Origin of the sequence: Synechococcus sp. A10-1-5-9 (genome assembly GCF_047716785.1) — a bacterium.
GTDB lineage: Bacteria > Cyanobacteriota > Cyanobacteriia > PCC-6307 > Cyanobiaceae > Synechococcus_C.
The window spans coordinates 577,196-599,628 of record NZ_CP180406.1 but is presented as its reverse complement, the minus strand read 5'-3'; the positions used below and the strand labels follow the sequence as shown (position 1 = coordinate 599,628).

22 protein-coding genes and 1 tRNA gene are annotated in these 22,433 nt (G+C 57.5%); 11 read left to right on the top strand and 12 right to left on the bottom strand.

Annotated elements, in window-relative coordinates; translation table 11 throughout:
• Positions 1-113 precede the first annotated feature (113 nt).
• Positions 114-221 (top strand): photosystem II reaction center protein Ycf12/Psb30, encoded by a 108-nt coding sequence (psb30, locus tag ACLM45_RS03475; RefSeq protein ID WP_006041509.1) that lies wholly within the window; start codon positions 114-116, stop codon positions 219-221.
• Here the strand turns inward: psb30 and ACLM45_RS03470 are convergent.
• Together ACLM45_RS03470 and recJ are read right to left on the bottom strand one after the other, a co-directional pair.
• Positions 200-1,570 carry a chloride channel protein gene (locus ACLM45_RS03470; RefSeq protein ID WP_415410600.1) on the bottom strand — a complete coding sequence of 457 codons (1,371 nt, stop codon included), beginning with the start codon at positions 1,568-1,570 and terminating at the stop codon, positions 200-202. The two genes, psb30 and ACLM45_RS03470, sit on opposite strands and share 22 nt — an antisense overlap.
• A complete protein-coding gene (gene recJ, locus ACLM45_RS03465) occupies positions 1,567-3,462 on the bottom strand; it encodes a single-stranded-DNA-specific exonuclease RecJ (RefSeq protein WP_415410598.1) in 1,896 nt (631 codons plus the stop codon). Before recJ ends, ACLM45_RS03470 begins: the two co-directional genes overlap by 4 nt.
• Positions 3,463-3,544: 82 nt before the next feature.
• Here recJ and ACLM45_RS03460 point away from each other — a divergent pair, with 82 nt between their 5' ends.
• Genes ACLM45_RS03460 through ACLM45_RS03450 form a run of 3 tightly spaced genes read left to right on the top strand, consistent with a single transcriptional unit; the run spans position 3,545 to position 5,557 of the window.
• Positions 3,545-4,300 (top strand): HAD-IA family hydrolase, encoded by a 756-nt coding sequence (locus ACLM45_RS03460; RefSeq protein ID WP_415410597.1) that lies wholly within the window; start codon positions 3,545-3,547, stop codon positions 4,298-4,300.
• The gene (locus ACLM45_RS03455) at positions 4,297-4,635 is read left to right on the top strand and encodes a DUF565 domain-containing protein (protein WP_415410596.1); all 339 of its coding nucleotides are present in this window, start codon (positions 4,297-4,299) and stop codon (positions 4,633-4,635) included. Before ACLM45_RS03460 ends, ACLM45_RS03455 begins: the two co-directional genes overlap by 4 nt.
• A complete protein-coding gene (locus tag ACLM45_RS03450) occupies positions 4,625-5,557 on the top strand; it encodes a kinase (RefSeq protein ID WP_415410595.1) in 933 nt (310 codons plus the stop codon). The genes ACLM45_RS03455 and ACLM45_RS03450 overlap by 11 nt, the downstream gene beginning before the upstream one ends.
• Before the next feature lies 1 nt (position 5,558).
• On the opposite strand, the gene rpmF is transcribed toward ACLM45_RS03450, so the two are convergent.
• Positions 5,559-5,735 (bottom strand): 50S ribosomal protein L32, encoded by a 177-nt coding sequence (gene rpmF / locus ACLM45_RS03445; protein WP_038004947.1) that lies wholly within the window; start codon positions 5,733-5,735, stop codon positions 5,559-5,561.
• An 87-nt stretch (positions 5,736-5,822) separates the two neighbouring features.
• Between rpmF and ftsH the strand changes: the two genes are divergently transcribed.
• Entirely contained in the window at positions 5,823-7,685 is a 1,863-nt protein-coding gene (gene ftsH / locus ACLM45_RS03440; protein ID WP_415410594.1) for an ATP-dependent zinc metalloprotease FtsH, read from the top strand.
• Entirely contained in the window at positions 7,682-10,483 is a 2,802-nt protein-coding gene (locus ACLM45_RS03435; RefSeq protein WP_415410593.1) for a UPF0182 family protein, read from the top strand. Before ftsH ends, ACLM45_RS03435 begins: the two co-directional genes overlap by 4 nt.
• 260 nt (positions 10,484-10,743) lie before the next feature.
• On the opposite strand, the gene ACLM45_RS03430 is transcribed toward ACLM45_RS03435, so the two are convergent.
• The gene (locus ACLM45_RS03430) at positions 10,744-11,346 is read right to left on the bottom strand and encodes a peroxiredoxin (protein ID WP_415410591.1); all 603 of its coding nucleotides are present in this window, start codon (positions 11,344-11,346) and stop codon (positions 10,744-10,746) included.
• A gap of 153 nt (positions 11,347-11,499) precedes the next feature.
• Here ACLM45_RS03430 and ACLM45_RS03425 point away from each other — a divergent pair, with 153 nt between their 5' ends.
• Complete coding sequence (locus ACLM45_RS03425; RefSeq protein WP_415410590.1) at positions 11,500-11,790, top strand: hypothetical protein; 291 nt, start codon at positions 11,500-11,502, stop codon at positions 11,788-11,790.
• 48 nt (positions 11,791-11,838) lie between these two features.
• A tRNA-Met gene (locus tag ACLM45_RS03420) sits at positions 11,839-11,912 on the top strand.
• 77 nt (positions 11,913-11,989) lie between these two features.
• Here ACLM45_RS03420 and ACLM45_RS03415 read toward each other — a convergent pair.
• The 6 genes from ACLM45_RS03415 to ACLM45_RS03390 form a co-directional block, all read right to left on the bottom strand.
• Entirely contained in the window at positions 11,990-13,045 is a 1,056-nt protein-coding gene (locus tag ACLM45_RS03415) for a M23 family metallopeptidase (RefSeq protein WP_415410588.1), read from the bottom strand.
• Between the two features lie 106 nt (positions 13,046-13,151).
• Complete coding sequence (locus ACLM45_RS03410; RefSeq protein WP_415410586.1) at positions 13,152-13,649, bottom strand: tRNA (cytidine(34)-2'-O)-methyltransferase; 498 nt, start codon at positions 13,647-13,649, stop codon at positions 13,152-13,154.
• Positions 13,646-14,200 (bottom strand): bifunctional adenosylcobinamide kinase/adenosylcobinamide-phosphate guanylyltransferase, encoded by a 555-nt coding sequence (cobU, locus tag ACLM45_RS03405; RefSeq protein ID WP_006041496.1) that lies wholly within the window; start codon positions 14,198-14,200, stop codon positions 13,646-13,648. The genes ACLM45_RS03410 and cobU overlap by 4 nt, the downstream gene beginning before the upstream one ends.
• Positions 14,187-15,335 (bottom strand): proton extrusion protein PcxA, encoded by a 1,149-nt coding sequence (gene pxcA / locus ACLM45_RS03400; protein WP_006041495.1) that lies wholly within the window; start codon positions 15,333-15,335, stop codon positions 14,187-14,189. The genes cobU and pxcA overlap by 14 nt, the downstream gene beginning before the upstream one ends.
• Before the next feature lie 7 nt (positions 15,336-15,342).
• Positions 15,343-16,020 (bottom strand): photosystem II repair protein Psb32, encoded by a 678-nt coding sequence (gene psb32 / locus ACLM45_RS03395; protein WP_415410584.1) that lies wholly within the window; start codon positions 16,018-16,020, stop codon positions 15,343-15,345.
• A gap of 30 nt (positions 16,021-16,050) precedes the next feature.
• The gene (locus ACLM45_RS03390; protein WP_415410583.1) at positions 16,051-16,458 is read right to left on the bottom strand and encodes a tellurite resistance TerB family protein; all 408 of its coding nucleotides are present in this window, start codon (positions 16,456-16,458) and stop codon (positions 16,051-16,053) included.
• Between the two features lie 67 nt (positions 16,459-16,525).
• On the opposite strand from ACLM45_RS03390, the gene ACLM45_RS03385 reads away from it, so the two are divergent.
• Positions 16,526-17,191 carry a cofactor assembly of complex C subunit B gene (locus ACLM45_RS03385; RefSeq protein ID WP_415410582.1) on the top strand — a complete coding sequence of 222 codons (666 nt, stop codon included), beginning with the start codon at positions 16,526-16,528 and terminating at the stop codon, positions 17,189-17,191.
• Here ACLM45_RS03385 and lptC read toward each other — a convergent pair.
• The gene (gene lptC / locus ACLM45_RS03380; protein ID WP_415410581.1) at positions 17,121-18,308 is read right to left on the bottom strand and encodes an LPS export ABC transporter periplasmic protein LptC; all 1,188 of its coding nucleotides are present in this window, start codon (positions 18,306-18,308) and stop codon (positions 17,121-17,123) included. The genes ACLM45_RS03385 and lptC overlap by 71 nt on opposite strands.
• The gene (gene metG / locus ACLM45_RS03375) at positions 18,308-19,852 is read right to left on the bottom strand and encodes a methionine--tRNA ligase (RefSeq protein WP_415410580.1); all 1,545 of its coding nucleotides are present in this window, start codon (positions 19,850-19,852) and stop codon (positions 18,308-18,310) included. Before metG ends, lptC begins: the two co-directional genes overlap by 1 nt.
• 74 nt (positions 19,853-19,926) lie before the next feature.
• On the opposite strand from metG, the gene ACLM45_RS03370 reads away from it, so the two are divergent.
• Together ACLM45_RS03370 and ACLM45_RS03365 are read left to right on the top strand one after the other, a co-directional pair.
• On the top strand, positions 19,927-20,571 hold the full coding sequence (locus tag ACLM45_RS03370; RefSeq protein ID WP_415410579.1) for a Mo-dependent nitrogenase C-terminal domain-containing protein: 645 nt from the start codon (positions 19,927-19,929) through the stop codon (positions 20,569-20,571).
• A complete protein-coding gene (locus tag ACLM45_RS03365) occupies positions 20,571-22,385 on the top strand; it encodes an FAD-dependent oxidoreductase (RefSeq protein WP_415410578.1) in 1,815 nt (604 codons plus the stop codon). Before ACLM45_RS03370 ends, ACLM45_RS03365 begins: the two co-directional genes overlap by 1 nt.
• The last annotated feature ends 48 nt before the right edge of the window (positions 22,386-22,433 follow it).

The window sequence follows — 22,433 nt, the reverse complement described above, 5'->3', positions numbered from 1 at the left end:
GTGTTCTGTCCGGGCTGTGACAAGCCATCACAGAGGCCAGCCCGGTTTGAATTGTTTCTGGCGGAAGGCTCGTAACCTAGTTTCGGCAAACTGTTGCTTACCTGTTTCAACCCATGGGAATCGATTTCCACCTGATCGCCAATTTCGGCGCACTGGCCTTGATCACCCTGGCTGGACCAGCAGTGATCTTCATCCTCTTCTATCGCCGCGGCGCACTCTGACGATTGAGCTTGCTCAATCCGTGATACACCGGATCCCTGCACACCAGGCGACCGGTGTAGGAAGCAAGAACAGCCGCCAGCACCACGCCTGCGAACAACTGCTGATCACCGGCAAGTCGCCAGGCGAAAATGATGGAGACCAGGGGGAGTTGAGTCGCGCCTGATAGGCCTGCAGCGAGACCCAGTCCGATCCCCAATTGACCGCTGTATCCCGCGCTGCTGCAGATGGTGTAACCCAGCACGGCTCCGAAGGACAGTGAGGGATCAATCAGGCCTCCAGGCACTCCAGGGCTGAGAGCCAGCATCGGACCGATCATGCGCACGGTGGTGATCCAGAGACTGGTGAGGCCTGCGGTCAAGTGATTACCCTCGCGAACCGGATCAGGCATGCCCTGCTCGATCAGCTGTCGCACCAGGGATTCTCCGTCTGATGTCGATGTTCCCCAACTCATCAAAGCCAGCAGGCTGAGACCTCCCCCCAGGTAGAGACCTGTTTGTAGTGGCCAGCGTTTCACTGATTCCGACAGTGTCCTGGTCAGCCAGACCAGTCCCCTGTTGAACAGCCCTCCAAAAAGTCCTGCAACGAGTCCAACCGGGATCGCCATCATCAGTTGCTCCATCTCGGGAGTCACAACGTTGAGAACGCCGAGGCCGAACATCGGTTGCCCGCCGATGTTCGATAGTCCTGCTGCTGCAACGCTGATCACAAGAGCCGGCCAGATCGTCACGATGGCGTAATCGGCCGTGAGCTCTTCCAGCATGAAAACGGCTCCGAGCAGAGGTGTGTTGAACCCGCCGGCCAGGCCGGCTCCTCCCCCAATGGCCACCATCTGACGTTCGCTCAGCGACGGCAGCCATGTCTTGAAACGCTGATGGAAGGCCCTGGCCACCGCTGCACCGAACTGCACAACAGGCCCTTCCCTTCCCAGAGGAAACATGGCGACGGTTGCGATCGACCAGAGGATGCCGCGTTGCACCGTGCCTGGAGCGGCCATGGCCCTTGGCAGCAGGGACGGATCCTTCAATCCATTCATCGTGGATGGAATTCCAGACCCTGCTCCCTCATGCCATGGACCTCGCTGCAGCAGAAGCAGGACCGGCATCACGACCAGTGGCGCCAGCGCCACAAGAATGCCGGGCAGAGTCCACGGGCTCGATGCGTCCGTTGGCATGAGTGCGTAGAACTGCTCCTGAACGCGATCCACCAGATTGAGCGGCAGGCAAGCGATGCCGATCAGAACGCCAACGATCACCAGGCCAATGAAATGACGGGCTAAGCCTTCGATCCGGCTTTGTGAAGGCAGCATCCCTGGAATCAGGGCAACGTCCTGGCGACTGTCCGGACTCATGGGCAAAGGCCAAGACCTATGCAGGCCTCTTGTAGTAATTCCGCAACGTAGGGGTGTCGGGCTCGGCTGTCGTCGCTTTCCAGCACACCGTTGTCGTTGATCCTGCAGATCATGGACTCGCCGGCCGAATTCAGCAGTTTCAGGCTGTTCTCCCCAAGGCGCTGCATCCTGTAACTCCCAGAACCTCGCTGGACTTCCATTTCGGGATGGTGAGCTCGCAGGGCCTGGATATCAAGCTGAAACCGGGTTTCCCCTCTCCAGTGGTTCTGGGTGATCCGGTAGGCCAGATCAATCGTCTGGGAAAGTGTTTCGGTGGCTGGCCAGCGCCAGAAGATGGCCTGTCGCTCCGTTCCGTTCTGTTCAAGCGTCAGGCGTCGATGCCCACCGCGCAGGAAGTGTTGATCTGTCACCCGACATCCCCTCGACCAGAACAGCGGTTTGGGATGGCCTGCTCCGAAGGGTTCCAGCTTCTGCAGACCTGCCCAGAGGTCATGGTTGATTTCTTCCAGCGTCAGAAGAGCTTCAGGCTCCACGAGCAAACCCTGCCCTCTCTGATCGATCCAGGCTGTGGCCAGTCGGTTGAGCTCTTCGTGTAACTCCGTCACGGCCGATGCCTGAACCGTGAAGCCTCCCGCGGCCGGATGTCCGCCAAAGCGTTCGAGCAGATGGCCGCAGTGCCGCAGAGCTTCATCCACCGCGAAACCCTCAGGGGCACGGACGGATGCCCGCATCAATCCTTCTCCATCCGCTGCCAAAAGGGCCGCCGGCCTTTGGTAACGCTCCACCAAACGGGCGGCCACGATCCCAATCACCCCATGATGCCAATGGCTCTGGGCCAACAGAACGAAGGACGGTAGGGGGGATGGGTCGCTCTCCAACAACGCAATGGCTTCCGCTTCGATCGCATCGCAGAGGTCTCTGCGTTGACGGTTGAGGACGTCGCAGCGGCGTCCCAGTTCATAGGCCTGGTTCTGATCCTCCGCGGTGAGGAGGTCGACCACCAGAACCGGATCACCAATGCGGCCGACGGCATTGATCCTGGGTGCCAGCTGGAAACCGATGTCATCAGCGACAAGGGGGCGATCACCCAGTCCAGCCAGCTGCTGCAGGGCCTGCACACCCGGACAGCTGCTGCGGTGAAGGTGCTTCAAACCTTCTTTCAGCAGACTGCGGTTGGCCCCTGTCAGGGGTGCCATATCGGCCACGGTGCCGATGCAGAACAGATCCCGGGAGTTGGCAATCGCTTCGGGCCTGTTCATCTCTAACGCCAGAGTGCGGGCCACGATGTAAGCGAGACCAACGCCCGCAAGACTTCGATACGGCGAGTTTTCAGGAGTTGTGGCCGGATGGATCAGGGCCATGGCTTTCGGTTGCTGATCCGGAAGGGTGTGGTGGTCCGTGAGGATCACATCCACCTCGAGATCTTCGGCGCGCTCCAGTGCTTCTTTCGCGGCCACTCCGTTGTCGACCGTGATCAAAAGTCTGATCCCCTCTGCATGGAGCTGTTCCACCATCCCTGGGTTCAACCCATACCCGTCATCCATTCGGCTTGGAATCGCCGCCTTGGGTCGGGCACCAAGACAGCGAAAGGCTCGCAGGAGCAGGGCGGTGCTGGTCATGCCGTCGGCGTCGTAATCACCGCAAACGGCCAGAGCCTCCCCCGACCCGCACGCCGTCTTAAGGCGTGCAAGCGCAGGGGCGAGCTGGGGGAAGTGGTCGTGAGGAGCCGGCGGGTCCTGATCGCTCAGGAGAGCCTCCACGTCCTCTGTTGTAAGAAGGCCGCGCCGATAAAGGACAGCTCTGAGCGGTTGGGGTAAAGCAGCGCGATCAAGGGGGATGCCATCGATGGGCCGCGGCAGGCGCCACTGCTGCTGTCGGGCGACCTCAACCATCCCTCATCTCCGATGGACGCATTGTGGGGGGTTCCGCCACCGATGGTGTTCCATCAGGCTGAACCCATGCTGAATCGCTGCAATGTCTCAACTGCAAGCCGTCTTTTGGGATGTGGACGGAACGCTTGCTGATACGGAGATGTCCGGCCATCGGGTGGCTTACAACCGTGCCTTCGCCGAGCTGGGTGTCGACTGGAACTGGGACCCTGCCCTGTATGCCGAGCTCTTGACCATTCCCGGGGGAACCAAGCGCATGCAGCGGTTTGCGGAGATGAGCTCTGTATCTCTGACACCGGACCTGCTCCAACGGTTACGCGAGGCCAAGCAGCGTCACTACCTCGCCTTGATTCGCTCCGGTGCCGTGCAGTGGCGACCAGGAGTGCTGCGGCTTCTCAAGGACCTTCAGCAGGCCGGTGTCCAGCAGTGGATCGTCACCAGCAGCGGACTTGCGTCCGTTCAGGCTCTTCTCGAGGTTCTGAACGGTTTCAGCGCAGGCCCTTTCTGCGGTTGGGTGACAGCGGACGATGTCCGTTGTTCAAAACCTGATCCAGAGCCCTATCTTCTTGCTCTGCGACGCAGTGGTGTCGATCCAGATTGCGCGATTGCCTTGGAAGACTCAGCACCCGGCTTGCGTTCGGCTCGTGCAGCGGGACTGCCTTGCTTGCTGACTCCATCCCCTTGGGACTCTGCACTGCCGATGGAGAATCACCATGCCACGGCAGTTATGGATCACTTTGGAGCTGAAACCTCGTGCCGGATCTTCAGTGGGCCCCCTTGTGAAGGCGGCCGGGTCACGCTGAAGTATCTGGAGATGCTTCTTGATCTGGGTCAGGGATGACGCTGCAAGATACGCGATACGACCAGTTTCAGCGTCGGGTGGGAACCCATCTGTCCCAGGCGCTGGTCGGTTCTTGGCGTCGCAGGAGTGTGGGACTTCTGTCTTTGCTGTTCGGTTTCATCGTGGGCAGCAACGTCACCATGTACTGGTTTCAGAAATCGGGTCAGCAACGGCCCTTTGCCGTTCTGATGGTGGTTCTGGTTCTGGAAATGCAAGTGAGGCTGAGGAGCCGGGTCCGAATCGACCAATGGCCTCTGAGTTGGCTGGCTCTCGACAATCTGAGGATTGGAACCGTTTACGCCGTTGTGTTTGAGGCTTTCAAGCTTGGATCTTGACCGTCGGCCGCCAGCACCACTCGGGGGGGATGCCCTGCTTGAGCTGTTGGGTTGGCCCAATCCCGAGGGTTGGTGGCACCACTGGCAGGCCCGTGGTGGTGTCAACTTGGTGCGGGATCGTTGGTCAGTTCCTGTCGATGACGCCTGGATCGCGTCCCTGGCTCTTCCCCTGCTCACCAGAGTCGAACAAGCCCATGTCGAGGATGGTCTGAAGCTGATCGGTGTCAGCGCCCTGCCGGGTTGTGGCAAGACCACCCTTTGCAGCTGGATCAAACATGCTTCCGACCATCTCGGCTGGTCGGTGGAGCATTTATCGATCGATGATTTCTACTGGCCTGCAGACGAACTGGAACGCAGCATGGCCGGTAACCCTTGGGGGGTGCCCCGGGCTCTGCCTGGCAGTCATGACCTAATCGGTATGGAACGTTCTCTGCAGACTTGGTTGCAAGGGGGCAGACTGCAAGCTCCGCGGTTTGATAAATCCCTTAGGGGAGGACGTGGTGACCGTTGCGGTTCATCCATTTCCAAGCCACGGGTGGTGTTGCTGGAGGGATGGTTCCTCGGTGCGGTTGTTGGTGAGGAAGGAAATGATGCAATGGAGCACTCCCTGACGCCAGCCGAACGACAGTGGCGTCCCCAAGCACTCAGGCAACTCAGGGAGTACGCGTCAATCTGGTCCATGCTCAACGAGCTCTGGCATCTGCGCATCGAAAACATTGATGCTTCCGCGCGTTGGAAGCGTCAGCAGTTGAACACCCTCTTTGAAAGTACCGGAGTGAGCTTTGCTGAGAACGACCTCTCCGGGTTCAATCGAATGGTTGAGGCGGCTCTCCCAAAAAGTTGTCTTAACTGGATTCCTGGAGCCACGATCATTGTGGACCTCACGAGCGAAAGAGCCGTTCGTGAAGTCCGTTTCAGCTAACTCAGCTTTCGGAGTCGTCGGTTTCCGCCACGGGATAGACGAAACCTTGAGCACGACCGCTCAGAACGGATTTGCCGATGGAAAGAGCCCTTTGCGCTGCAGTTGCAGCCTTGGCTTTCCAGACGGCATGCCGTTGGTTGCGCTTGCTCTTCGAGGTTTTCTTCTTCGGGACGGCCATCTCGGGCTGATCACTGCCAAACAGACATGATCCACTTTGGAGAGCCCCCACGTCAAATCGCTAGTCTTGACTTAACGCAATAGCGGTGTGAGCCCAGAGCAGAAGAGTCAGTCGCAGCCGGGTCCTGACGCCCAGAGGTCGATCGGAACGGATCAACCGAGCAATCCATTTTCTCGCTTCCGTTCAGAACCACCTCCGAGTTACAGCGCATTGCTGAAGCAGATCTCCTCCGGGAAGGTCAAAGAGCTGCAGTTGGTACCGGCCCGTCGTGAGGTGATCGTCACCTACCCCGACGGACGCAGCGCGACGGTGGCAATCCTGGCCAATGATCAACAAATTCTGCGAACCGCAGAGGCTGCTGGGACTCCCCTCCTCGTCAAGGATGTCCGGCAGGAACAGGCCCTGGCCGGGCTGGTCGGCAATCTGGCCCTGATCATGCTGATCGTTGTTGGACTGTCGTTCCTGCTGAGACGATCGGCCCAGGTGGCCAACAAGGCGATGGGCTTTGGTCGTACCCAGGCGCGTACCAATCCACAGAGCGATGTGACTGTGCGCTTTGAAGATGTGGCCGGGATCGCAGAAGCCAAAGACGAGCTTCAAGAGGTTGTGACCTTCCTCAAGCAACCGGAGACGTTTATTCAGTTGGGAGCGCGTATTCCCCGCGGAGTCCTGCTGGTCGGCCCTCCTGGCACCGGCAAGACCCTGCTGGCGAAAGCCATTGCCGGGGAAGCTGGTGTTCCATTTTTCTCACTTGCCGCCTCCGAATTCGTTGAGTTGTTCGTGGGTGTGGGTGCCAGCCGCGTTCGCGATCTGTTCCGCAAAGCCAAGGAGAAGTCTCCTTGCATCGTGTTCATCGACGAGATCGATGCTGTCGGCCGGCAGAGAGGTGCAGGGATTGGCGGAGGGAACGATGAGCGGGAGCAGACGCTGAATCAGCTGCTCACTGAAATGGATGGCTTCGCTGATAACTCCGGCGTCATTCTTCTGGCGGCCACCAACCGTGCCGATGTCCTTGATACAGCCTTGATGCGTCCCGGGCGATTCGACCGCAGGATTGCCGTTGGACTGCCGGATCGCAAAGGGCGCGAGGCGATTCTTGCTGTTCATGCTCGTACCAGGCCTTTGGCTGAAGAGGTGTCCTTGGCGGACTGGGCCCGACGCACGCCTGGTTTCTCCGGAGCTGACCTGGCCAATCTGCTGAATGAAGCGGCCATCCTCACGGCCCGCCATCAGTCGACAACCCTCGGCAACAAGGAGCTGGAAATGGCTCTCGAGCGGATCACCATGGGGCTAACAGCTGCCCCACTCCAGGATGGTGCCAAGAAGCGATTGATCGCATACCACGAAATCGGTCATGCGCTTGTTGCAGCATTGACGCCCCATGCCGATCCCGTCGACAAAGTCACGCTTCTGCCTCGCAGTGGTGGTGTGGGCGGATTTACGCGCTTTTTCCCTGATGAGGAAGTGCTTGATTCCGGGTTGGTCAGCCGTGCCTACCTCCAGGCCCGTTTGGTGATGGCTCTTGGAGGCCGTGCAGCAGAGATTGTTGTGTTTGGAGCGTCCGAGGTCACCCAAGGTGCCAGCGGTGATCTTCAGATGGTGTCGCAACTTGCACGGGAGATGGTGACCCGGTTCGGATTTTCAGATCTGGGTCCTGTCGCCCTCGAGGGACAGGACCAGGAGGTGTTCTTGGGCCGAGATCTGATTCATACCCGGCCGTCTTACGGCGAACGAACCGGTCGCGAGATTGACCTCCGCGTTCGCTCCCTGGCAACCGAAGCTCTGCAGCAAGCCATCCATCTGCTCGAGTCCAGGCGGGAAGAGATGGATGTCCTGGTTGACGCTCTGATTGAGGAGGAAACGCTTCAATCGGATCGCTTTCATGCCCTGTTAGGGATGGATCCACCAGATCGGAGTAATAGCCTGGGGCAACTGCCGGCCTGGACTTGAATCTGTCCAAGCAAGCCCTTTTCTTTCGCCGTCCCGCATCTGCACGCTGGCTGCTGCTGCTGGTTCCACTGTTTGTGCTGTTGGCCCGTCTTCAGGTCGAAGTGGCCTGGTTTCAACAGTTCAACCTCGAGGAGGTCTACCTCAAACGGCTTGGCCTTCAAGGTGCTGGAGGGGCTGCTGCCCTTGGTCTTGCGGTCCTCACGACTGTTTGGCGGCAGAAGTGGATGGCGGCCTATGAGCCCACGCCCAGGGGGGAACTTCCTGCCCTGAGGGGGAGAACCTATGCCCTTTGTTTGGCCAGCGCGCTTCTGGTGCTGCTGAGTGTGCTGGTGGTGTACACCCGCCTTGCGTGGCTGGCCTTATCCCAGCCCTTCCTCCTTGCGCACTGGTGGAGTGTTCCCTTCCAGAGCACCTGGCCGCTGTTCACGCTCTCCATTCTGCTGATCCTGACGATCACGTTCGGATTGACGAGAAGCCATCGATTGGGTTTGGCCCATCTCTATGGAAGTGCCTGCTTCTGTCTGATTACGGCTCGAGCCTGGGGACTTTGGGCCTTGGCGCTGACGATTCCTGACGCCAACCGCTTTGAACCACTACTTGGAGCTGACGTCAGCTTTGGGCTTGGTCGTTTTTCGGCCATGGCTCTGGCCTTGGAATTGCTTCTGCTTCATCTGCTCCTGGTCCTTAGCACCGCGATCTGGAGCCGACTGACTCGGAGTCCCTGTCTCAGTGACTGGGGCTTTCCTGGTTGGACACTGCAGGAGCGTCGCTTGCTCCGTCCTCTGCTCGCAGCGTTGTTCCTGGTGCTTGCCGCACTGTTGTGGTTGTCACGCCATCAGTTGCTCTGGACCCAGAACGATGTTGTGGCAGGCGCAGGTTGGCTGGATGTGCATCTGGTGTTGCCACTCAGGGATGGGGGCACTGTTCTCCTGCTGTTTCTGGCGGCGACCACATGTCCCTGGCCGGGAGTGTCCTCGCGGCGACGACGTGGTGTCAGGGGGGTGGTTGTGGCCTTGGCAATGGTGCTCTTGCTTGCCGAACTTCTTTTGGCACCCCTATTGCAGTGGATGGTGGTCCGCCCACGAGAATTTCAGCTCGAGAAGCCGTTCCTCAGTCATGCCATCACAGCTACCCGCGATGCTTTTCAACTCGACGGCATGACGACGCGACCGTACAACCCGTCGAAGCAACTCGAGGCGGACGATCTGGTTCGAGGAGAAAGCACGTTAAAGAACATTCGTCTCTGGGACAGTCAACCGTTGCTGGCGTCGAATCGGCAACTTCAACAGCTCAGGGTGTATTACCGCTTCGCCAGAGCTGCAGTGGATCGCTATCCGTTGCGTCCTGATCGCAAGGAACGGCAGCAGGTGATGATGGCGGCGCGGGAACTGGATCAAACAGCCCTTCCCAGGCGATCCAGAACTTGGCAGAACAGACATTTCGTGTTCACCCACGGCTTCGGTTTCACGCTTAATCCAGTGAATACGAGCGCGCCAGATGGTCTTCCTGATTACTTCATCAGTGATCTGGGAAGTTCAACCAGGATTGAAGGAAATCTTTCTCTTGGCATCACTCAGGCCGATGTTAAGCGTGAAGTGCCGATTGGCCAAGCTGCACTGTATTTCGGCTTATTGCCCTCCCCTTACGCAGTGGCACCCACGCGAATCGAGGAATTTGATTATCCCGAGGGTGATCAGAATACTTACAACCATTACTCTGGATCAGCGGGGATCCCACTGTCCACGCTATGGCAGCGCATCATTGCGGCCACCTATCTCACTGATCCCAGACTGCTGAACACCGGTGCGTTGACGGCGCAATCCAAATTGCTTTTGAGGCGCGATGTAAAACAGAGGGTCAAGGCTTTGGCTCCATTCCTCACCTTCATGGGTGATCCGTATCTTGTATCCGTTCCGCTGGAGGATCCTCCTGATGGTTATTCGAAGGATCAGCATCAGTATTGGATTGTTGATGGTTACACCACATCAAGGACCTATCCCTACGCAGCCACCCTCCCCGATGGACAACCCCTCCGCTATCTGCGCAATTCGGTAAAGGTTATTGTGGATGCCTTCAACGGTAAAGTTCATTTTTATGTGAGTGAGAAAGAGGATCCAATTATCCGTGGTTGGAGCAAAATATTCCCTACGTTGTTTGAATCTTGGGATGCGATGCCCTCGACTCTTCGGGCCCATTTGATGGTTCCCAAAGATCAATTTGAGCTTCAGGTTCAGCAACTCTTGCGTTATCACGTCACTGATCCAAGGATTTTCTATAGCGGAGATGATGTCTGGCAGGTTCCACTTGAGCTCTATGGGCGCAAACAGATACCGGTTGCTCCTTATCACATCACCGCTCAGATCAAATCGAATGAACGATCTGAATTTCTGCTTCTTCAACCACTCACTCCATTGGCTCGTCCCAATCTTTCGGCGTGGCTAGCTGCACGCAGTGATGGAGAGAATTATGGTGAATTGATTCTGTTGCGTTTCCCGAGCGATATTGCCACCTTTGGCCCTGAGCAAGTTCAGGCTTTAATCAATCAAAACCCTGAGATTAGTCAGCAATTCGGTCTGTGGGATAGAGCAGGTTCTCAGGTTGTTCAGGGAAACCTCCTGGTGGTTCCTGTCGGCGATTCGCTGCTATACGTGGAGCCGATCTATCTCAAGGCGCGTCAGGGAGGTCTGCCGACGTTGACAAGGGTTGTTGTCAGTGATGGGCGACGCGTTGCGATGGCGAATGATCTCTGGCAAGGATTGCAGGCCCTTTTGAAGAATTCAGCGGAATCCCAGCGATAAAAACCGCGCTGATTGTTCAGGTCTCTTAAATCAGTAAGATGTTTAGCCTTTGGATTACGTTATAACGTCCTTATTTCTATCGAACTTTTTGCTCTGTGGGTCTGTGTTGGAGGCTTGCCTTCTCAGATACAGATGGTGATCCATCATGGGAGAACGATCACGCTGGTCGACACTCTTCCTGGCTCCTTCTAGCTTCTAAGACAAAAAACCCTGTCGCCAACGGCGACAGGGCACGGAAAGATTCAGTTGGTTTGGCTTGATCAGCCGATGGCGGAGAAGTACTCCTTGGAACCCTTGGGATCAGGCTTCATGGTCTTTTCACCAGGAGTCCAGTTGGCAGGGCAAACCTCATCGGGGTTGGACTGCACATACTGGAACGCCTGCAGAACGCGCAGGGTTTCATCAACGTTGCGGCCAACGGGCAGGTTGTTGATCGTGGCGTGCATGATCACACCATCGGGATCAATGATGAACAGACCACGCAGAGCAACACCCTCAGCCTCATCGAGGACGTTGTAGGCCGTGGAGATTTCCTTCTTCAGGTCAGCAACGAGGGGATAGTTGATATCTCCCAGTCCACCCTGATTGCGAGGGGTCTGGATCCAGGCCAGGTGGCTGAACTGGCTGTCCACGGAAACGCCGAGCACCTCGGTGTTTTTGCTGGAGAAGTCTGCGTAGCGGTCGCTGAAGGCCGTGATTTCAGTCGGGCAAACGAAGGTGAAATCCAGCGGATAGAAGAACAGCACAACGTACTTGCCCCGGTACTGGGATAGGCTGATCTCCTTAAATTCCTGGTCAACCACTGCTGTGGCGGTGAAGTCGGGGGCCTGATGACCCACGCGCAGACAACCGTTGGCGGTCATGATGAACGGGCGAAGGAAGGCAAGGAAGCGTGAGGACCTAGCTCGAAGTCGTTACGACTTCCAATTGCGGGCAACAATTTATCACGCTGTCGCGCGACACAACGGTCACCCGCCGTACCCATCGGTGCTCTCTCTGGCTCTTAAGCTGAACAGATGATTCATGCATCCATGGCCTGGGATCAGGCGCTTCTCAGAAAATTCAGCAGCACAGGTCACTTCCGCTTGCTCAATCAGGTCCGAAGTGAGCTCAGCAGTCAGCCCTTAGTGCGCGATCCTTCCAGCCGGGCTCTGTTGCTCAAGGCCAGACCGCATCGCGGACAGCCGGTCCGTCAACAGCGAAGGCCGAATGCCATGCCTGAAGGCATGTCCTCGCTCTCTGATGCTGTTGTCACATCGTCGCCGAAATCATTCCGAGAGAGACTCAACGCCATTGATATGCGCTGAAGTTGTCCCCCAAAGATGTATGATGGCAACTGGCCTGAAAGGCCTTTCGTCAGAGTAGCTCAGCTGGTTAGAGCACAGGATTCATAACCCTGAGGTCGAGAGTTCAAGTCTCTCCTCTGACATTTTCAAAAACATCTGTGGTTCCGAGTGAACTCACTTTGTCTGTAGTTTTCTTGTTAAATGCAATGAAACTCTTCACCTAGCCTCTACGGGAAGGGAGCATGGCCAATGGATCCATCGCGGCTCCACCAGGCTTGCGAATTTCAAAATGGAGATGAGGACCGGTACTTCGCCCAGTGCTACCCATCAGCGCAATGCGAGCACCTTGAGGAACCAATTGTCCTTTCTTCACTAAGAGTCGACTGCCATGGGCATAACGCGTTGAAGAACCATCTCCATGGGACATTTCAACCAGATAGCCATAGCCACTGCTCCAGCCGGAATAAGCAATCACACCATCCTTTGCAGCCAGAATTGGAGTGCCGACATTGTTGGCAATATCAATGCCTTTGTGCATCCTTCCCCAGCGCCATCCGTATCCAGAGGTGAACACACCTTTCGTCGGCCAGATATACGTCTGGGACGCATCGAACTGACCAACTCCGGGAAGTGCAGGAAGGTCTGGCCAGCTCGCTCCACCGGAACGCAAGGGCCGCACAGCCAACACATTACTGGCTTTGGCAACACGCACCTTGCTTCCCACGACGAGTTTGGAGAGTTTGACCCCAGGGTTAAAAGCCTTCAGCTGCGTCAGAGTGATGCCGTGCTCCCGCACCACGGACATCAACGATTGATTGGACTGGATTTCAACGACCTCCATTGGTGCAGGTGGAGTCTTCACAACGACCTCCATTGGTGCAGGAGGAGTCTTCACAACGACCTCCATTGGTGCAGGAGGAGTCTGCAAAGGTGGTGATTCTCTGATTTCAGTTCCGTCAAGAGCTTTGGATGCACTGATGCTTTCTGTACTCTCTGAAGGGAGGACCACCCAGGTTCCAGCTTCAAGTGGCGTATTGGCATCCAGCTCATTCAGCTTTTTGAGCTGATTTAGGGATTGATCAAGGTCACGCGACAGTGTTTCAAGATCGCTGCGCTTGATGAGGCGAACCCAGATCTGCGATGGCTCCGTTGAAAGAGCCGAAAGCAGTTGTTTCGAGCTGATGTGATCGGAATCTGCGTAACCGGAGGCGTGTGACATCGCGAATAAAGCACCGCTGGAAGCAACAACGGTCACGGCGAGGAGCAAAGGCTTCATTCATCGAAAAAGTGAAGAACAGATCCGACGACGCCACAGCATCAGATCTGGCTGAAGGTAGCGAGCTGAACACCTCCCCGCAAGGGTGCTCGTGGCAGATCATCGACTACCACAGCTGCAGTTTCAGGCCTGCCTGAAAGCAGGCGATCGCGCAAGCGACAGACAGATTCAGGCTGCGCACGCCTCCTTGTCCATCAACCCCAGCGCTGCATGGCATCGGAATCGTCAAAATGTCGTCGCATTGGTCTCGTACTGGCTCAGGCAGCCCTGTGTCCTCTCGTCCGAACAGCAGAACATCCCCTTGTTCGAAGGAGAAATCCTGCAGTGCAACGCCGTCCCTGCGGCTGCAGCCGATCACACGGGAAGGCTTGGCAAGACTGGTTTTGAACGCTTTGAAATCGGTGTGAACAGAGAGATTGACATGGGGCCAGTAGTCCAGTCCGGCTCGCTTGAGCTGTCTGTCGTCGATCGAGAAGCCCAGGGGCTCGATCAAAGACAGTGGCAGATCAAATGCAGCACAGGTGCGCGCGATATTCCCCGTGTTCGGAGGAATGCGTGGTTCGAATAAAGCAACGCTGAGCGGGGAGGGCTTGAGAAGGGTCACAGCGGGATGGTTTGGCCTAAGGCGTGAAGATCGAGAGCTCTGCCCTGAACGACGAGCCAGCTTCGGTTGGCCTGCCTGGCCAATCGCTGGGCCAATTGTCCCTGGCGATCGCGGAAGAGTCCGCCAATCGCTGTAGGGGGAACCACTCCCCAGCCTGTTTCTTCAATCACGATCACGACAGGCTGACGGCGCTGTTTCAGGGTGATCAGCAGATCGTTTTGCACGGCGTTCCATTGCTCCGCATCGTTCTGGAGATAAGCGGCCGTGAAACTACCGAGAGCATCAATCAGCAACGCATGGTTTTCGGGGGCTTCCTCGAGTGCACTGGTGAGCTGCCCGTCGCACTCCAGAAGAGTCCAGGTGGGAGGTCGACGCTCACGATGGAGGCGCAGTCGTTCCTGCCAGGATTCATCCTCAGGGAAGGAAGGGGATGTGGCCACGTAGGTCACCTCAGAACAAAAGGACACCAAATGTTCGGCCCATTGGCTCTTGCCTCCACGGCTCGGGCCAGTAACAAGAACCAGACCTTCAGGATGATTAGCCGCCACCATTCATACCGCGAAGCGTCGCCACCGAGGAAGGGCTGACGCGGTTGAGATAGCGGAAGATCCAATATTTAAAGATCGTCGCCAGGATCACCGGGAAGGTGGCGATGAAAAGAAGGATGAAATTCTCTCGGGCGGGGAATCCGAAATGATTGGCGATTCCATCGAGAAGAACCGTCCAGCCTTCGGGACTATGGAAGCCAACGAAAATATCAGTGAAGAGAATGATGGCAAACGCCTTGGCTGAATCACTGAGTCCGTACACAGCTTCGTCGAAAAATCCCCTGAGAACGCGTAATTCTTCTCGGCTGAACACACAGACCACAACGAACGCAACTGTGGCGGCTAGATCAGCGAGTACATTCTTCACGGCATGGGTACTTTCTGAATCTGCTTCCTCCTTTAACTCTTCCGCTTTTGCAGATAATTTCTTCTGCAGCTCTTCCTGTGTAGGGATTGAGTCGCCGCGCAGAAGTGCATCAAATTCGATCTCGGCCTTATAAACACGCAGCTTCTCCACAGCTTGTTCTTCAAGTTGCGGTTTGGGGTAACTCAAAAATGGCAGGTCTGGCGCATAACGATCCACGGCAGGGCTGATGATGTACGTGCGGCTGACTTGTTGCACCAAAAGGGGAACAAGAATCAGCAGCAGCAGCACCTTGAGTGAAATCAAGGTTGAATCGCGACGCCGCCGGAATCCAGCCACCAGAGTCGCTTCTGAGGTGGGATTCAGTTGACGTCGCAGGGTGTCGAAGATTCCGAGCAGAGAGCGTGGAAGCGGATCAGGCGTTCGGCTGATGGTCGGAGCTGAGGCTTCACGTCGCGGGCTGTAGCGGTTGACAACGCCCTCGATCAGTTGCAACTGGCGCAACTCCTGGGGATCAAGTTGGCCCCGTTGGTACTCCAACTTGTCGAGGGAAGCCCGGCAGACGTTGATGGCAGCACGGAATTTACGCAGAACGGTGGCCTGCACGGATCTGGGAACGGAGAGCTCAAGATCGGGGCGGATCGGCCGGTCTCCGTAATATTCAAGTTCCAGGCTTTGAATCAAGAGAGCGGCTTCATAGCCGCGATCAAGATCGGCATTCACATCGAAGGACTTGGCCCTTCCGAAGGTGTCGAGCCAGTTGCGTCCTGCCATCGTGCTGTTACCGGGAGAAAATCCACCAGGTGGCCATCGGAACTATCGTGCCGACCACCAGTAGAACGACAACCCAAGTGAAGGCATTGCTCTCTTCGGTTTCTTCAGCAGTTGGAACATTGGTTGGAAGCGAAACCCTCTCCACCTGAACCGGGGGGCCTGGATCTTCGCCACCGTCGAGCACAATCTCGAGTCGCGCGATACCGTCGAGGGTGGCCTGGCGGAAGCGATCGCCATCCCGCAAGGGTTGGCTCATTGTTGTTCGCCCTGTGCTGCGCAACAGGCTCTCCGGCAGTTGCTCCAACAGGGCCGGTGAGGCGACCACTGCGGCCTGTTTGCTTTGGCTTTCCTCTAGAAACAGCAAAAGGGGCCTGTCGGATTCGCCTGTGGCCGCAGTCCAGCGATTGAGCAGTTCCTCCCCGAAGGCTGGAAGGCTCAGGCCGTAATCAAGACGCCGCAGGGTGACCAGCCGTGCATCAACGTGAAACCGATCCAGCTCCTGAAGGCTGCTGCTGATTTCGTTGCGTCCAGAACGACTCAACACTTCTGCTGAATCGAGAACCAGCTCGTCAGGTGGTTGGGGAGGGAAGTCTTGGGGAGAGACGGCAAACGCGATCGGCGCGCAGAACAGCAAACAGAGAGTCGCGGCCAGAATTCCGCTTGTGAGCTGGGTGAAGCGATTCATGGTCATGCTCAGCGTCGAGTCAGTCTGCCTTTAAGTGGCGAGGCTGTCCCGGTTCAGGGCCATGATCGCCTCCAGCACCATCACAGCGCGTCCCTCAGGAAGATTGAGACGTCCCGTCAGATTGTTCAGAAAGTGTTTTTCTTCGGGGGTGACGTCCCGGTCGGCATGGGTGAGCTGAACGGCCACGGCCAGTGCTGTCTCCTGCTGAACAGGAGTCAGCACTGGCAGGGCATCGTCTACAAGACGTTCAACTCCGTCGGTTCGCAGCTGAGCCAAGAGGCGATCGAACAGGGCGGCCATCTCCTTTTCACTTCTGTCCTTGTAAGGCGTGCGGTATTCGAGTGAGCGGCGCAGAGCGTGGGCCTCATCGCGCCCAAGCGTTCCATCACAGGCCACTGCGGCGAGTGCGATGGCGGCAAAGGCTTCAGCGTCAGTCATGTCGGCTGGTCCGTTCTCTCTCATTTGAGCAAGAGTGTGTTGTTCTGACCGCAGCACGTTGCAGACCATGCCTGGCTCCGCCCGTCTCTCTCTGATCGCCGGAGTGTTGGTGCTGACCCTGTCACTTGTTAATGCTCTGACGGCTGGAGAGTTCCCCCCTTCCCTGCAGCGTGCAGAGGTTCTTGCTGGATTGTCAGCCGTTGGTTTGATGTTGGTTGCTGTCCTTTGGACACGTGCCATTCCCCGTCCCGCTGAAGCAGCGCAACTCAGCGGTGAGCAGGGTCTTCGTTTCATCGAGGGGCTGGACGAAGCCTTGACGTTGGAACTGGCCTGGGGTAGCCATCAGTTTCTGACTGCTACATCAGCAGCCTCCATTCTTGTGATGTGGGATGGGCAAGTTCTTCTCCGTCGGGGGCTGATCACGGCGGATTCATTTGTGCCTGGTCCCATCTGTCAACGAGCGACCCAGCGTCAGGAACTGATCTCTCTTGTAAAAACGGCGCTGTATCCCGGACGCGAAGAATTTGATCCTGTGCTGCCGGGCTTGCCATCGGTGATGGTGCACCCCCTAGGGCAAAGGGGCTGGGTCGTCCTGGGGGGGTGGTCCGAGCGCTGCTTTACCCGATCAGACGAACGCTGGTTGGCGGGATGGAGCGAGCGCCTCAGAAGGACACTGGATTCGGTTGGGGCCGGGCTTCCGGTGTCCCTTCCGGCCCCTCAGTCGGGATCCTGACTTCCGATTGCACCTTGGATCCAGGCGCGGTGAAGGAAATGCGCCCCTCCTTCCCCACGGTTCCCTCCAGCCGAGTAGCTCGAGTCACCTGATCATTCTCATCTCGACGCAACTCAACCTTGCCTTCGGCCAAGACGGCTTCGTTGCTCCAGTTCCAACGGCAGCGTTCAGCTTTCAATGCTTCTCCTGGCTGACGGATTTCGCAGGCTCCGTTCACATCCACGTAGCTTTGACCGAGATCGGCGCGGAAGCTTTCACCTCGAATTGTGGTGCGATCAAGATCAGCCTTAAACGGCTTTGCACTGCGAATGATCTGATCTCGGAACACCCAGGTTGTGGCTTTGGCCCTCAACACGCCCTTCTCGCGGGGGATTCTGAGAATCACTGGTGCTTGCACCGTGATCTCTCCTTTGAGAGTGTTTCCCTCCAGGGATTGGCCCTCGAGTTGTTCGAGAACAGTCCCTTCCTTATCTCTGCGCTGGCCGAGGATCGGTCCCTTGGCGTTGAGTAGCCCCGTATCAAGATTCCATTGGGCCTTACCACTGCGCAGGGAGCTGTCAGGTCGGGCGTTGCGATCGGAGGTTGACCAGCGATCCAGTTGAACGATGCCCGTCAGCGTGAGTTCATTGGTGGTTTGTTGAAGTTCGGCTTCGCTGGCAGAAATTCGCGACTCCTGATCCGAAGCGCGGGGCCGCTGCTCCATGGTCAGAACGCCCTGATCGGGACGCCAGCGCAGCCGGTCGCCTTGGATCAGTAATTTCGAGCCAGTGAGTTGCTGAAGCTTGACGTTCCCTTCCAACAGAATTTTTTCGCCGTCGTTGATCACTTGGGCCAGATCAGACTGAATCCGAAAGGACGGCTTCCCGTTGCGAAACAGAAGTCCAACCGGCCGTCGGGCGCGAACCAAACGTCTGTTCAGCTCATAACGGGCTTCTGGGCTCGACAGGCTCCATTCCTTCTGCCCGGTACTCGACTTCTGTTCAAGCTCAAGTGAACGAAAGACGAAAGGGGGTGCCTCGACTGCGACTGGAGCATCCCCATCGGCGCAACCGGCCAGCCAGGGAAGGCTTGCGAGCAGACAACTTGAAAACCATGCATGGCGCGAAGGCATGGTCATCAGAGGGGGGACTCAAGCTCAAGTCGCTGCATCACCGGTTCAGGTTTTGAAAGGCTGGCGCCAGGCTCTAATTGTCCCCAGCTCAGCGCATGGGCCCAACCCTTCTCGCTGGGACGCTGATCCAATTGGGCCAGGATCCTGGAACTGAGGCCCGGCACCAAGGGTTGAAGTAAGAGGCCGATCACCCTGCAGCATTCCAGAACTGCATAGAGATCATCCCCCACTTTCTGTTCATGGCCCGGTTGTTTCATCAGGCTCCATGGCGCTTGTTCATTGAGGTAGCCGTTGGCCTCGATTGCGAGTTGCAACACCGCTTCGGCGGCGTTCTGAAATGCCAGCGATGGGATCGATTGCCGCACAAGGTCGATCGTCTGTTCCGTGCTCTTCTTGAGAGGATGGTCCGCTCGCACGTCTTCCGAGATTGAAGGCAGTGAGCCGTTGAACCATTTGCGCGACATCGAGGCTGTTCGATTCAGCAGATTGCCGATGGTGTTGGCGAGATCGTTGTTCACAAGATCCATGAATCGCTGCTGCTGAAAATCTCCGTCCTCTCCGAATTGAATGTCCCTCAGCAGATACCAGCGCACGGCATCAGCTCCGCATCGTTCCAGCAGGGTGTCGGGGTCGAGCACGTTGCCCAGAGCTTTTCCCATTTTCTGACCTTCTCGGGTGAGAAAGCCATGCCCAAAGACACGTTTCGGCACCGGTAATCCCGCCGACATCAACATGGCCGGCCAGTACACCGCGTGGAAGCGCAGGATGTCTTTGCCGATGACATGAACACTCGCTGGCCAGCCCACCGAGGCGAGGCGATCGAGATCGACAGGGCCACCGTCATCGAGAAGGGCTGTGAGATACCCCAGCAAAGCGTCAAACCACACATAGAACGTGTGCCCTGAATGTCCGGGAACCGGCAGACCCCATGACACGTTGACCCGGGAGATGGAGAAATCCCGCAGACCACCGGCCACGAAATTTTCGATCTCCCGACGACGACTGGTTGGTGCAATGAACTCAGGATCTCTAATCAATGCCTCGATGCGTTCCTGAAACTGCGAGAGGCAGAAAAACAGATTTTCCTCGTCGCGCCATTCCAGAGGCTTGCGATGGATCGGACAGTCAGGACTCTCCGCGTCAGCCGGATCATCCTTGAATTCCTCACAGTCAACGCAGTACCAACCCTCCTGATGGCCGGTGCGAATATGGCCGGCCGCTTCGCAGCGTTTGAAAAAGTCCTGCACGAGTGGCAGGTGGCGAGTGCTCGTCGTGCGAACGAAGCGATCATTCGAGATGTCCCAACGGGCCCACTGATCGGTGTACAGAGCGGAGATCCGATCGCAGTGATCCTGGGGGCTGATGCTCTGCCCCTCTGCTGTGCGTTGGATTTTCTGACCATGTTCATCAACGCCTGTGATGAACACGACCTGCTCGCCCTCAAGGCGCTGAAAGCGGGCGAGCGCATCGCAGGCAAGGGTGGTGTAAACGCTGCCGAGGTGTGGTTTGGCGTTGACGTAATAAAGCGGGGTTGTGAGGCTGTAGGTCATCGCTTCGGCTCTCCTCTGAAGCCTCTGGCTCTGGGGCTGGATCTTAACGACCCCCTTTTTGCGTTCTGATTTCGATGACCTCCTCAATCCAACGGGCAACGCTTCGGAGCGTCTGGTTGTCAGCCCTGCATCAACTGGCTCTTGCAGACGGTGATTTCAGCGGCGATGAGCGCAAGGCGCTGGCCGACCACTTGGCGATCACGTTGCCTGACGTCAACCTCGACTGGGATGGCTTGCCTCCTGTTCAGGAAAGAGATCTGGTCGAGGCCTTCGCAGAGGATCGGCCCCTCGCCGAGCAGTTTCTCCGCTCAGCCGTGGTGGTGTCGTTGGCCGATGGCCATCTCAGTGGGAGTGAACTGGATCTTCTGCACCACTGGGTGGAAGTACTCGGCTGTGATCCGTCACCTCTGAAGGGATTGCAGGCGTGCGAAAACCCGACCAAGGCGCGGGATGTGCATCCACTTGAGCCCTTGAAGCAGTGGTTGGATGCACTGGAGCCCAGTGACCCGTCCGTCGCGGGCTTCATCGTGAGCCTGATCCCGGCCCAATGTCCGTTTGAAAGGGACATCGTGCTCTTTGGCCACAAACTCGTGCACATTCCGCCCATGTGCAAACTGAATCCGCTCTACGACCAACTCTTGGGTCTGCGCTTCCGCTGCCTGAGCCGCCTCCCGCAGGACGAGCAGTTGCGGATCAGCCTCAGGGACTGCGGTACGTGATGACCACGCCCATCGATGCGATTGAGGTGCTCGTGTGGGGAGGCGGGACCGGCGGAGTGGCTGCTGCGATCCAGGCGGCCCGCGGTGGTGCCTCCACGCTTCTGTTCACTCCCGGCCGGTGGCTTGGCGGGATGGTGAGTGCCGCCGGGGTTTGCTGCCCGGATGGCAATGAGCTCACCCCCTGGCAAACCGGTCTCTGGGGGGCTTTCCTCAGAGAACTGGAGCGCCGTGAACCGGAAGGGCTGGATCACAACTGGGTGAGCTGCTTTGGCTACCGGCCCGCCACCGCCGAGGCGATCCTGCAGGACTGGGTGCGCGCCGAACCCAAATTGCTTTGGTGGCCCGGCTGCCGGTTGCTGGCGGTGGAGCGTGAAGGTTCGCTGATCACAGCGGTGCGCGTTGAGGTCGAGGGCGAGCAGCGGCGTGTGCGCTGCCAGGTGGTGATCGACGGCAGCGATCGTGGCGATCTGCTGCCGTTTGCCGAGGCCGCGTTCCGCTTGGGTTGGGAAGCGCAGGAGCAGTGGGGGGAACCGAGTGCTCCCAGCCAGGAGCGGCTCAACTCGGAGGCCTTCTTCCGCGAGCAGCCCGTGCAGTCGCCCACCTGGGTGGTGATGGGGCAGCTTCAAAGCGATCGGCTGCGATCGGATCCGTCCCGAGGCATTGATCCAGATGGCTCTCCGCACCTGGAAGCACCGTTTGAGCATGCCTGCCAAAGCTTTGGCCTCGAGCGCACGATCACCTACGGCCGCTTGCCGGGCGGGTTGGTGATGCTCAACTGGCCTCTGCAGGGCAACGACTGGCACTGGGGCTTGGAGCGAGCTTTCAGTGGTGATCTCAACCAGGAAGCCGAGCTGTATGGGGAGATGCAGGCCCACGGCCTCCGCTTCGCTGAGGCGCTGCAGGAAGCGAGTGGTGGGTGGCTTCAGCTGGGTGATGGGTTCCCGCGGGAATCGGGCAGCCCGGCACCCTGGCTGGCAGCGATGCCCTACTGGCGTGAAGGTCGACGGATGGTGGGTCGATCCACGGTGATTGAACAGGACATATTGCCCGTTTCGGAAGGAGCATCATGCGCGCCTCTGCCGCGGAATCAGTCCGGTGACCTGCAATCGATTGCTATTGGCAATTACGTCAACGACCATCACTATCCTGGCTCGGATTGGCCCTTGGCCGCGAAAAGTTGTCGTTGGGGCGGCCGCTGGACGGGCACACCCTTCTGCATTCCCTATGGCTGCTTGCAAAGCGATGCCATTGATAATTTGCTAGCTGCCGATAAAGCGATAAGCACCAGCCATATGGCCAACGGGGCAACGCGCCTGCAACCGCTGGTACTTAATGTTGGCCAAGCCGCGGGAGCGGCTGCCGCTCTGGCTGTGGCATCAGGCTCTACACCGTGCCAGATCGAGGCGTGGGACGTGCAGAAATCTCTTCTATTTGATGCTCAGGCACCAGCCGCAGTGGCACCCGATTGGCAGATCGCCTGGCATCACACCAGTTGGCTTGACCGGCAGTTGTGCCTGATGAACAAAACTGTTGATCGATGCACTCTGATCAGTAACATCGGCAGCGAAAGTGCTCAAATCGAGCCTGTTCACAAGCGATTGCAAACAATAGAGGGAACATTGGAGCCGATGTCAGATCAATCTTATTTTCTCAAAATGAGTGATGGAGCGATGTTGCCGGTTATCACACTAGAGCCTTCAGTGGAAGCAGTCCTCAATCAGCTCAGTGTGCCATTAGAGGTTTCGATTGTAGGGACATACAATTCAGCCGGCCCTTGGATTTTAGCAAGAACAATAATGGCGACTAAGGGGTGATGGACTCAACCGAAGCTACTAATCGCTTTGACCTAAGAAAAAACATCT